Annotated in this window: 9 protein-coding genes; 5 read left to right on the plus strand and 4 right to left on the minus strand. The window is 58.1% G+C overall.

All coding sequences use genetic code 11. The features are described 5' to 3' along the window. Nucleotides 1–734: bifunctional 2-polyprenyl-6-hydroxyphenol methylase/3-demethylubiquinol 3-O-methyltransferase UbiG (locus tag LAT62_RS06200; protein WP_293380594.1), on the plus strand; the 734-nt coding region annotated here is incomplete at its 5' end. 67 nt (nt 735–801) lie between these two features. On the opposite strand, the gene LAT62_RS06205 is transcribed toward LAT62_RS06200, so the two are convergent. Then, on the minus strand, nt 802–2169 hold the full coding sequence (locus tag LAT62_RS06205; RefSeq protein ID WP_293380597.1) for an HTH domain-containing protein: 1368 nt from the start codon (nt 2167–2169) through the stop codon (nt 802–804). Between the two features lie 247 nt (nt 2170–2416). Here LAT62_RS06205 and LAT62_RS06210 point away from each other — a divergent pair, with 247 nt between their 5' ends. Beyond that, nucleotides 2417–3382: a putative zinc-binding metallopeptidase gene (locus LAT62_RS06210; protein WP_293380600.1), complete on the plus strand. Its 966-nt coding sequence runs from the start codon at nt 2417–2419 to the stop codon at nt 3380–3382. Between the two features lie 9 nt (nt 3383–3391). Here the strand turns inward: LAT62_RS06210 and LAT62_RS06215 are convergent, their stop codons facing one another. Continuing rightward, a complete protein-coding gene (locus LAT62_RS06215; protein ID WP_293380603.1) occupies nt 3392–4813 on the minus strand; it encodes an MATE family efflux transporter in 1422 nt (473 codons plus the stop codon). Nucleotides 4814–5038: 225 nt separating this feature from the next. Between LAT62_RS06215 and LAT62_RS06220 the strand changes: the two genes are divergently transcribed. Together LAT62_RS06220 and LAT62_RS06225 are read left to right on the plus strand one after the other, a co-directional pair. Further along, nucleotides 5039–6166 (plus strand): BamA/TamA family outer membrane protein, encoded by a 1128-nt coding sequence (locus LAT62_RS06220; protein WP_293380606.1) that lies wholly within the window; start codon nt 5039–5041, stop codon nt 6164–6166. A 58-nt stretch (nt 6167–6224) separates the two neighbouring features. Further along, nucleotides 6225–7052, plus strand: a complete 828-nt coding sequence (locus LAT62_RS06225) for an ABC transporter substrate-binding protein (protein ID WP_293380609.1) — start codon at nt 6225–6227, stop codon at nt 7050–7052. Here the strand turns inward: LAT62_RS06225 and LAT62_RS06230 are convergent. Continuing rightward, nucleotides 7049–7966 carry a helix-turn-helix transcriptional regulator gene (locus LAT62_RS06230; RefSeq protein WP_293380612.1) on the minus strand — a complete coding sequence of 306 codons (918 nt, stop codon included), beginning with the start codon at nt 7964–7966 and terminating at the stop codon, nt 7049–7051. The two genes, LAT62_RS06225 and LAT62_RS06230, sit on opposite strands and share 4 nt — an antisense overlap. Nucleotides 7967–8444: 478 nt before the next feature. Here LAT62_RS06230 and LAT62_RS06235 point away from each other — a divergent pair, with 478 nt between their 5' ends. Then, on the plus strand, nt 8445–10238 hold the full coding sequence (locus tag LAT62_RS06235) for a methyl-accepting chemotaxis protein (RefSeq protein ID WP_293380615.1): 1794 nt from the start codon (nt 8445–8447) through the stop codon (nt 10236–10238). On the opposite strand, the gene LAT62_RS06240 is transcribed toward LAT62_RS06235, so the two are convergent. Further along, entirely contained in the window at nt 10216–11388 is a 1173-nt protein-coding gene (locus LAT62_RS06240) for a sugar MFS transporter (protein WP_293380618.1), read from the minus strand. The two genes, LAT62_RS06235 and LAT62_RS06240, sit on opposite strands and share 23 nt — an antisense overlap. Nucleotides 11389–11460 lie beyond the last annotated feature (72 nt).

Here is an 11460-nt window from a genome sequence, read left to right on the forward strand (position 1 = left end):
ATTGGTATGCCGGGTGGTCCGGCGCGAAAGGCAGTTTTCATCATCGAGCGGTCGCAATACCGGAAGTAATGAACCTGCTCTGCTGCACTGCTAACGAGACTGTGGTTGACCTGGGGTGCGGCCCGGGCGCCCTGGCGAACTCTGTCACCCAGGCTGGGGCACGCTACGTGGGTATCGATCTCAGCCGCAAGCTGATCCGGTTCGCGCGCAAACACAACCAGAACCGACAGACGGATTTTCAGGTCGGCGATCTGACCAGTCCGGACCTGGCTGGAGCTTTGGGCAAGGCCAGGTTTGACGGTGCCGTGTTCCTGCTCAGCCTGCAGGACATTCATCCCCTGTCGGCCGCAGTTGCCAACGCGGCCGGGCTGTTGAAGCCCGGCGGAAAACTCGTTGTTCTGATGACGCACCCGTGTTTCCGCATCCCTCGGCAGAGCGGCTGGGGGTGGGACGTCGGGCGCAAGTTGCAGTACCGACGAGTCGATCACTACTTGTCACCGTTGCAGGTGCCCATGCAGCCACATCAGGGAGTCGGCGGAATCACCCGCAGCTATCACCGGCCTTTGTCGAGCTACGTCAGTGAGCTTTGTAGGCATGGGCTGGTGATCGACCAATTGCGGGAAATCCCCATGACTCGTCTGCCGCGAGGTCAGAGTGTTTCCAGGGCAGAGAAACGGGCACTGCAGGAAATTCCGCTGTTTCTCGGATTGCGTGCTGTGCGACTGCCCATATGAAGCAGTTGCCAAGTCGGGAGGGCCTTCCTGCTGGATCCGCTGATTACAATGGCGCCAGAAGAAATGCTCAGCTCTCCGCCCAGGTTTGCTGTGCAGCGTATTTATTGATGAACTGATCCACCCGCAGGTGAGCGGGGCGGTCCTTGATCCGGTTCCAGTAGTCAATGAACTCGGGTCGGCTGTCGATGGTGCCAAATTGCAGGCCCCAGCCGATGTGCGAGCCAACATACACATCGGCGGCGGTAAACTGGCTGCCGGTGATATAGGGCCTGGTGCGCAGTGCCCCCGCGAGCGTATCCAGCACGGTTGCTAGGGTGCCGCAACCGAAACGCATCTGTTCTTGTTCGCTCAACTGATGGCCCAGGCTTTGTAAGGTCACGGCCTGTTCCAGAGGCCCGGCGGCAAAGAACAGCCAGCGATAGTAATTGCCGCGCTGGTCTTGCGGCGGCGCCAGGCCTGCGTCCGGAAAGGTATCGGCCAGGTAGGTGCAGATGGCCGGTGCTTCAGTGACGATAACATCGCCATGCTGAATCGCCGGCACCTTGCCCATGGGGTTGATGGCCAGATACTGCTCGGACTTCATGGTGGTGCCATAGTCCAGAATCTCGGTCTGGTAGGGGGCCGCCACTTCCTCGAGCATCCAGTGCGCGATCGCACCGCGTGACATGGGGTTGGTATAGAAGGTGATGGGGCTGCTCATGTTGATTCTCTCTTTTCCCTTGTGGACGGGTCCAGTATCTACCCCACTAGTGACATTTTCTGGCAGCAGTGAGGCCTGCCATTGTCGGTAGAGCTCAGATCGACGATTCGGATAGCGCGCCTCCAGGCAGTCAATGGATTGCGTCCGGTCGAGGCGGAACTGCCGGAAGTCCTGGCGTAGTTCACACCAGGCAATCAAAGTGCGCTTGGCATCCTCGTAACCGATGGCAATCGGCCATACGATGCGCTCAGTTGTCTGGCCCTTCCGGTCTCGATAAAAGAGCCGCACTTTCTGACCAGCGCGAATGGCTCGGCGCAGTGAACCCGGGTCTGAAGCGCTTGCCTTGAACCAGGGGTTGCTGACCATCAGCGGCGAGTCGTCGACGCGTAAACGCAGTTCGGCAGGCAGGACTGAGGCCACCTTGCTCAGGGCTTCACCTGCTGCTGCAGACAACCCCTGATCCTGTCCTTTGCGCACCCAGTTAAGGCCCAGTGTCACTGCCTCGATTTCCTCTTCCGACAGCATCAGAGGCGGCAGCAGAAAGCCGGGTTTCAGCACATAGCCGATGCCCGGCTCGCCTTCCACGTCCGCACCTACGGCTTTCAGTCGGTTGATGTCGCGGTACAGGGTGCGCTGCGAGACCCCGAGTTCTGCCGCCAGTTGCGCAGCCGTGACCGGACGACGACGGCGTCGCAGAGCCTGCAGCAGGTCGAACAGTCGTTCGGCACTGGACATGGGGAAACCTCTTGATGGACCTTTCTCAGTCTGCCTGACCATACTGCCAGATACTGACAGTAGTATAACCCATGACTTCGGCAGCGCCTGTCATGCTGGTCGCGCAGGAGCTCCGAGTAATCGTCAACAGCGGGTATTCATTCCCCGGTGTGCATTGACGAGCCAGCAGGGGAGAGAGTAGCTTGGAGGTATTACAGTGCGACTCAGCACGCTTCTGCTGTCCGGCCGCCTCCATGGAAGGCCTCTTATGCGCGTATTCTCGAATCCGGTTGGGTCCGGATCACTCTGGTTTGACAATCTGGCAACGGCAGACGGTATTCCTGTTGCCTATGATCCTCAGGCAAGGGCCTTTTTGCCCATGCCGCCGTTCTGTATCAACCGCGAGGTCATCGGTTGCAACTGGATTGCCCCTGAGCAGGGGGCATTCTGTCGCTCCTGCGCCATGACCGAGCTGGCGCCAGACCCGGAAATACCCGGAGCCATGCAGAACTGGGCCAAAACAGAGGCGGCCAAGCGCTGGGCGCTCGACAATCTCGGGCGCTGGCACTGGTTTCGCCCGGAAGACCCCGGGGCAAGGCCGGTGTTTCATATGCTGGCGGAAGGGCCGACACCCGTTCTGATGGGTCATGTGGCCGGCAAGGTAACCATCAGTGTCGCCGAGGCAGACCCGGTGCTGAGCATCACCCGCCGCCAGGCCCTGGATGAACCCTACCGCACCATGATCGGCCATATGCGCCACGAGATCTCGCACATGCTGTGGTGGCGACTCAGTCTGCGCGATGATTTTCTGGATGCTTTCCGCGCTACCTTTGGCGACGAGCGGGCCGACTACCAGGCGGCACTACAACGCCACTATAACGAAGGCCCGGTGCCGGACTGGCGAGAATATTACATCACTACCTACGCGTCGGCGCACCCGCACGAAGACTGGGCCGAAACGGCTGCACATCTGATGCACCTGACGGACATTACCGACAGTTTTGTGGCATCCGGTCTGTCATCACCGGAACTGCCCCATCCGGGCTGGGACCCGTATTCGGAGCCTGACGCCTACCGCCTTATTCATATTGCGGCCAGCCTTACGGTGGGTGTCAATCATGTAAATCGGTCTATGGGCCTGTTGGATCTCTACCCGTTCGCCTTGTCGGACACAGCACGGCGCAAACTCGCATTTGTGCATGAATGGCTGCGGCGCGGATCGCAGGGGTTGTAGCGACCGGACTCAGGCTGGTCGCGTTTTTTTGATCACCCGAAGTACCAGCAGCGCCCCGGCCGTGGTCAGCCCTATGGCAAAACCCCACCAAAGCCCGGTGGGGCCGATCCCGAGGCCGAAACTGAGCAGGGCGCCCAGGCCGATACCCGCCAACCAGTAGCCGCCAACACCAATCATTACCGGCACTACGGTATCTTTCAGGCCCCGCAGCATCCAGGTCGACAAGACCTGATAGCCGTCAAAGATCAGAAACAGCGCGGCAATGCCGGCCAGAATCACGGCGTATTCCAGTGTCTGGGCATAGCCCTCGGCCTCCGGGTTCATGAACAGTTCCACCACCCACTGCGGGCGCAGCAGCAACAGCAACATGATGCTCAGAGTCACGACAGCGGTGACGGCATAGCCGAACCAGGCCAGCCGGCGAACCATGTGCAGGTCATCAGACCCCTTGTAGTAGGCAATACGCACGGCCAGAGCCTCGCCCATGGCCAGCGCAATGATGAAGTTGACGTCGATCACTGCCAATACCACATTGTTGGCGGCCAGCCAGGCGGCCCCATAGATGCCGATCAGCATGGAAATGACAATGAAGAAGCCGCTTTCCAGCAACTGCATGGCACCTGCCGGCAGGCCCAAACGCGTCAATTCCCAGAGCCGCTGCCAGCGCAGCACCAGCAACTGGCGCAGAAAATCCAGACTGTACTGGCGCTCAGAGGCCCAGGCATACATCACCAGTATGGCCAGCGACAGCAGGTTGACGAAGACGGTCGCCACGGCGGCACCGACCACGCCCAGAGCGGGAAAACCAAGCCGTCCGAACACCAGCAACTGGTTCAGCAGGTAGTTGACCACCACGGCGGCGATCGACACCACCAGAAACACCGATGCTTTTTTCATCACGGTGAGAAAGTTGCGCACCACGGCAAACCAGAGGGCGGGAATCAGCATCCAGACCACCCAGGTCAGATAGGCTTCGATTTCCGTCAGCATGGCCGCTTCGTAGTTCATCTGACGCAGCAGCCAGGGGGTCAGCAGCACAATCACGATGCCGGGAATCACAATCAGCACGGCCAGCCAGAACCCCTGCACCACGATTAGGGTGACATCGTCGGGGCGGTCTTGTGCCAGGGCCTCGGCGCTGAGTACCGACACCATGGACAGGATGCAGAACCCCATGACCAGCCAGCCGAAAACAATGGTCTTGCCCAGACCGACAGCGGCCAGCTCAACACTGCCGAGCTGTCCCACTATGTACAGATCAGTCAGGCCGATGGCCACTTCCGAAAAGTAATAGGCCAGCAGCGGCAGACTGATGCCGAGAACGGTTTTGTATTCCTTGTAGGCCGAGGTCACGGTTGAGTCCAGTTGCAGATCAAGCCGGCTATGCTGCCACAAAATCCGGGCCAGGGTCAGTGCCGGGATGTCATTCATTGCGCACAGGTGCCGTTCAGGCGTTATTGCAGGCGTTTCGTCACTGCCAGTGGTTTTCGTCGGTCATCCGGCAGATTACTGATGGTGTCAGTGAACCGATCTCGTTCATCTACGTAAAGTCCTCAAGGCCTGAGGCAGACAAAACAATACAGTCTGCTACTGTATTGGCAGTGCCAGACCCGGGAAACTGACAGCAACCATGCCGCCAGACAGCCGGACAGAGCAATGACCAACACCCGTTCAATGGTGACAGAAACAAGGAAAGACCTGGTGCAGAATATTCATCGTGCTCCGCTCTACTGGCTGTGCAGTCGTATCTTATTGACCGCTGTCTGTGCCGTGATGTTGCTCGTGCTGCAGATACATGCGGCACGGGCCAGTGATCTGGTGATATTGCCGGTGTTTGGTAATCAGCCGGACACAGGGGTTCAGTTGGGCGTTGCCGGTATCTGGGAGCAGGAACCGGTTGCCGATTCTTATGCGGCCAATATCTTCCTGATTGGCACTGAAAAGCGTCAGGCGCAGGGCGTTCTGGGGTTACGGATACCGGGTGTTGTCGAGGGGCGGCGGGACTATTTTGAGGCCGAAATCTACGGCAGTTACTTTCCCAGTGAATTTTTTGGTTATCGGTCGACCTTCCTGAACAAGGGTACGGACTATGACGAAAGAACCCTGCAGCTCAAGTTGGGCTGGTCCTATCCACTGGATGATACCTGGCGGGTGGGCATTGGCGGTTTGACCGCCGGCTCCAGAATCGAGTTCGATGACCCTGACGACCCGCTGCTGGACGATGTAGCATGGACAGAAGGTGGCCGTTTGCTGGGAATCGAAGGCAGTCTGACCCGGGATACGCGCAACAACCTGAGTTGGCCAACCATGGGCACCTGGTTGAAATCATCCGCCACACTGGCACACGATGATGGTGGAGAAACCTTCGGCTGGGCGAGTCAAAGCGGGGCGGTCTACTATCAGGCACCGGCGGATGTGATCCTGGCACTGGGTGGCCAGGTGCAGGCGGCCACTGACAATACCCCGTTTCTCTATATGCCAATACTGTCGGGTGGGCAATGGATGCGAGGGCTCAGAGATGGTCAGTACCGGCACCAGACCACGGTTGCGACACAGCTGGAAGGCCGCTTCCCGCTGACGCAGCGCTGGGCGGCGACCACCTTTGTCCATACTGGTCAGGTGGCGGAGCGTCCCGATCAATGGTGGGATGAAGACTGGAAACGCGGCGGTGGTTTCGGGCTGCGTTATTCGGTCAGCGACGAGCGCCGCCTCAATATTCGGGTGGATTATGGCTGGGTGGACAGTCGGGGCGGACTGGTGATCAATTTTGGTGAAGCCTTCTGAGTTCTTTTCGCACCGACTGAGTCGCAGTGTTATCATTCAAGCTTCTGCTTGAGTCCCTGTGTGGTTTGTAGTGTCCTATTCTTTCTTCACCCGTTCAATGACGACCGTGCCGACTGCTGTTGGGGTACTGGCGATCGCGATCATGCTGTTCAGTCTGGCCAGCCCATCGACGGCCAATGACCGGGACACCCTGGTGCTGACCACCGGAGGCTGGCCGCCATTTCTGGCCGAAGACCAACAGCACAACGGATTCATAGCCCACCTGATCAGCGACATATTTGCCGAGCACGACATAGCGGTGGAATATCGCTTCATGCCCTGGGCCAGAGCCTATCAGGAAGCCGCAGCCGGCGATGCCGCGGGCACCGCTGTCTGGATGCACCAGCAGGACAGGTTAGAGGATTTTCTCTACTCAGAACCGGTTCTAGAAGAGACCTTCGTCTTCTTTCATCATGTCGATATGAGTTTCGACTGGGCTGAGTTCGAGGATCTTCGAGGGTTGCTGATGGGCGGTATCTACGGCTACAGCTACGGCACCGAATTTGACTCGGCCCATGATGACAATGTGTTCGCTGTAGATTGGGTCGCAGAAGAGCGGCTTAATCTGCTCAAACTACTGCGTGAGCGTATTGATCTGTATCCGCAGGAAGTCAATGTCGGCCTAGCCGGCATCCAGGCAGAACTGAGCGAAGAAGAAGCGGACCTGATTACCTACCACCCGCAACCTCTGCATTCCGACTACAGTTTCCTGCTCATCTCCCGGGCTCACCCGGACGCGGAAGAACTTGTTTCTCGGTTCAATGAAACCCTGGAAGAATTTCGCGCTGACGGTCGCTATGAAACCTACTTCGAGGCGTTTTCCGAGGGTGCTTATGAACCGGATTAGGCAGTCTGTGCAGGAATAATCGGGTTGTCGAAAGTCTGTCCGGGCAGACGCCAGAGCGCCTTCTGAAGTTGAAAAACCACCGAGTCAGGTTGGCCTGCCAGCAGACTCTGCAAATAGTTCATGCGCAAGTGCTGCAATTGGCGGCGCGCATAGAATGCCGATCCGTGGGTAATCCACAGTGGATTGATGCCGGTTGCTGCCCAGAGCCGCATGGACATATAGGCAGCATAGCTGCGACTTTCAGTAATCCGGTTGCGCTCATAGGCCGCAAGTGTTGCCCCCGTGATCCCCAGCAGAGTGGCTAGATCATCCTGCGACAGGTTGACGATCTGGCGCAGTTGGAAAAGCCCTTCCCCGATAACCCCGTAGTAGTTCCCCAGTTCTCGTGCAATCAAATGCGCATCCGGCCAGTGCAAGTTGATTGCCGGCGCAACTGGTAGTGCAATGTCCAGGTGGCCAGCGACCAGGTCCACAAGGCCGGAAAAAGCCGTGTCATTGCAACGCCCGACAAAACTCTGCAAGGGCAGGTTTTCTGTGTTCAATTCGAGGTGATCGAACAGCGGAGAATAGCAGCTGTTGAGGAACAGATAGTGGAGCGGAATGCCCGTATTGACCATAAAATGGGCAGTATGCTGGAGCCTTAAATGGTGACGGCCTTCCTCGAAATTTCGGTACTGGGTATGCGAAACCCCGAGCAGACTCGCCATGTTGCATTGATTCAATTGCAGAGACAGCCGACAGCGCCGCAGGTTGATACCGATCTGGTCTCGGTCTCTGGCCTCCAGGTCATCGAAATCAACTTGTCTGGGCCTGAAATTCTGCAGAATCTGATCGGCCAGCGGCGCCAGATTAACGACCGTCTGAATTTGCTCCCTGCAGGTGCCGTTCTGGATGACGTGTTGTGTGGATTCCATTGCCTGATCTGACGCCTGTGTTTCTTCCTATCCACTTTATCGACTGCTGCCGGGTGCCTGGACCAATGCCAAACCGGTGGCCAGCGTCGTGCTCTACTCGTCTACTGTAAAGAATACAGCACTGCAGGACTCAACTTTAGGTTAAAAGGTGTCATTTTCAGGGTGCAAAATGGCACCTTTGTGCATGGCTGCAGGTACAATGGGGGCTCTAAAGTTCCTGGTCATTTAGCCGATGACGATAGAGCACAGCATGTTGTCCTGAATAGTTTCGGACTATGTTTCGGTTTGCGAGCATTGGCGGGCGCCAGGTGTTCAGACAAACGCCAGCAAGAGCCAAAACAATAACCCCGCAGTTCCTTTATAGGGTGTGAGACAGTTCATGAAAAACCTCAGCTTTCGCCTAAAGCTAATGATCGTTCTTTTCGCCACTGTTGCCGGCTTGGTGATCTTGACGGCCGTTGCTTTGAATGGTCTTCGCATGCAGCAGGCGACCAACAATGAAGTCCAGCGACTGACTCTGGTGGGAAGCCAATCGGATACCATGGCTCTGAACGCCCTGCAGTTCCGGGAAAGGATGCGTGAACTGTCAGATGATACCCTGGGTGAATTTGAAGCGGACATAGAGGCCGAACAAATCAGTGTTGTCGAACAGCGCGAAGTCGACCTGGAGCGCGTGGGCGATCCAATGGCTCGCATTGAACTTGAAGACTTCTATGAGGCTTATTCCGGCTTTCTGGAGATCGCTCTGACGCTGGCTCTTACCGAGCAGACTGTCGGCTTTCAGCGCACCACCGGCCTGCGCGGGCAACTGCTCGGGGCTGGCAATGAGCTTCAGGAAGCCGTTTCCTTTCTGTCCATGATTCGAGATGACCTGACAGCGTTGCGGGACGCCGAGATCAACTACCTGCTGGATGCCAATCAGGCCAACGGCGCTGCTCTGGACGAGGCCTACGACATTTTTCTGGATATGCTCGTGGGTCTGAGTCTGGATGACCGCTTTACCGACGAGCTCACGATCTATACGTCGGCCCTTGGTGACTACCGGGCGGCGGCTGGAGAACTGCGCAGCCTGCGTTCTGAACTGAGCCTGGTGATGATTAACCTGGACCAGCAGCAGGAAGTCGTGAACGAGGTGCTTGGGGAGCTCACTGCCAATGCCAGGGCAGAGGCGTCGGCCAGTTCGGCGCTAGCGATGGCCGGCCTCATGATCGGCAGCCTGGTCATTGGCGCCGTGGTGGTCGCTGTTGTGCTGTGGATTACCTTCAGTGTGCGAGGCTCACTGAAGCAGATCATGCATGATCTCAAGAAGGTGCAATCCGGCGACCTGACAGCGCGACTTTATGTGAACGAGGCACGAAACGATGAATTCGATCAATTGAGTTCAGCCGTCAACGGGATGACAGAGGGGCTCGGTGCGCTGGTGGCCGATGTGGTGCGCTCGGCCGATCAGTCGGCCCGAATGATTCAGGAGCTGACCCGCGAGATCGCCAGCCTCAACGAGAGCAACCAGCACGTCAATGAACAGACCGGCTCGGTGGCCGCCAGCACGGAAGAAATATCAGCCACTATTTCGGACATCTCCGAAACCACGCGGCAGCTGTCGGAACAGGCGGAAAAAACCTACGGCTCAGCTACCAATGGCGCGAAAACCATCAATGACGCGCTCAACAGCCTGCGCGAAACAGGCACGGTGGTAGGTGAAATCGGCGAGAAGTTGAATCAACTGGGCGAATTGTCTGCCGACATCGATGGCGTGGTCGACATGATCAATGAGCTGGCCAGCCAGACCAATCTGCTGGCCTTGAATGCCGCTATTGAAGCAGCCCGGGCCGGCGATGCCGGGCGCGGATTTTCGGTGGTCGCCGAAGAAGTGAGAACACTGGCAGAGCGGACGGTAGATGCCACCGGACGCATCAACACCATCGTGGATACGATCCAGTCGTCGTCGAAGTCTGCCATCGACACCATGGCCTCGGGCAGGAAACATCTTGAAGCCGTCGAGACCTATGGTCAGGAGGCCGAAACGGCCATGCACGAGATCGAGTCAGACGCGCGTGAAAGTGCTACCGCCGCCGAGCAGATGTCGCATTCAGTGCAGGAGGTCTCCAAAGCCGCTCGCCAGATCAGCCAGGACATGGATGAAGTGGCACAGCGTGTACGCCATGACACCTCATCCATTCATACGGTCAATGACAATGCCAACCAGGTCGAAAAACTGTTGTCCGATCTGGATCAAAAGGCAGGCGCGTTCACTGTCGAGACCAGCGAATGAAGCTGTAAAGCAATACCAGTGAAAGGCTGACGCAAAACAGGAAGGGCCCCAGTGATTCCAGGCTGGTGCGGGCGGCAATCGCACCGGCCAGCGCCGGCAGGGCCGCTGCGCCAAGCCCGGCCCCGGCCATTTGCATACCGATTGTATTGGTCACGTGGGTGCGCTCAATGCGCAACCTTGTGCCGGACACCATGGCCGGAAAAATCGGCGCATAGGCAAAGCCCGCCAGAGCCAGAGCGCCCAGACCCACCGCCGGCACCGGACTCCACCAGAGCAATATCGCCGCCAGCAGGGCCAGGGTCAGGCCGATATAGACCATGGAATCGACCCCCAGGCGCCGCGCATAGAGACCCGCAGTAATTCGCCCCACGGTAAACATGGCCCAGTAGATACTGACCCAGAACCCGGCGCGCTCGATACTGATGCCGCGGCTTTCGGTCAGCAGCGAGAATGCCCACAGCCCGACGGACAGCTCGAGACCGCTGTAGATAAAGAACAGCAGCATGCACAACCAGGCCCTATGCTGGCCGAAAGTGGCCTTGAAACTGGCATCGGGTGTCGGCGCAGGCGCCTCTGCGGCGGCTTCCGGCACCCCGGTGTCCCAGAAGCGGGCGGTCAGCAGAAAACACAGGGCCAGCGCCAGCTGGCCGCCACCGACAACCCAGTAGCCGATTCTCCAGCTGTCGCCCAGTGTCAGGCCCATGGTCATGATCATCGGCCCCAGCGTCACGCCGACCCCAAAACTGGCGTGCAACCACTGCATGACCCGGTCGCTGTGGTTGGCGGCCACATAGTTGTTGAGTCCGGCATCAATGGCTCCGGCACCGGCGCCCAGCAGGCTGCACAGCGGAACAATCATCCACCACACCGGAATCACGGTAAACCCAAGCAGGGCCAGGGCAGTGGCGGTAACACTGGCGGTCAACAACAGCCCAATGCCGATTGCGCGCACGATGGCACCACTGAAAAAGCTGGACAGCAGATAGCCACTGGTAAAACTGACCAGCAGCAAACCCAGAGCATCCAGAGGCTGTGCAAAGTCGCTGCGCATGAAGGGCCAGGCAACGCCGAGCAACCCATCCGGCAGACCGAGTGAAATAAAGGCAATGAAGGCCAGAGCAATCAGACCGACTGAGGGTGCGCGGGACATGGCTGACTCCAGAGCGACACGATAAAGGCGGCTACTATACGGAGGAGAAAAGTGAGATGAAACCGCTTACGG

Origin of the sequence: Natronospirillum sp., assembly GCF_022565775.1 — a bacterium.
Classification (GTDB): Bacteria; Pseudomonadota; Gammaproteobacteria; order Pseudomonadales; family Natronospirillaceae; genus Natronospirillum.

Coding starts and splice junctions, on each gene's coding strand:
- LAT62_RS06215 (WP_293380603.1), bottom strand. CDS start 4,813: ATGAATGACATCCCGGCACTGACCCTGGCCCGGATTTTGTGGCAGCAT.
- LAT62_RS06205 (WP_293380597.1), bottom strand. CDS start 2,169: ATGTCCAGTGCCGAACGACTGTTCGACCTGCTGCAGGCTCTGCGACGC.
- LAT62_RS06230 (WP_293380612.1), bottom strand. CDS start 7,966: ATGGAATCCACACAACACGTCATCCAGAACGGCACCTGCAGGGAGCAA.
- LAT62_RS06235 (WP_293380615.1), top strand. CDS start 8,445: ATGCAGCAGGCGACCAACAATGAAGTCCAGCGACTGACTCTGGTGGGA.
- LAT62_RS06220 (WP_293380606.1), top strand. CDS start 5,039: ATGACCAACACCCGTTCAATGGTGACAGAAACAAGGAAAGACCTGGTG.
- LAT62_RS06240 (WP_293380618.1), bottom strand. CDS start 11,388: ATGTCCCGCGCACCCTCAGTCGGTCTGATTGCTCTGGCCTTCATTGCC.
- LAT62_RS06210 (WP_293380600.1), top strand. CDS start 2,417: ATGCGCGTATTCTCGAATCCGGTTGGGTCCGGATCACTCTGGTTTGAC.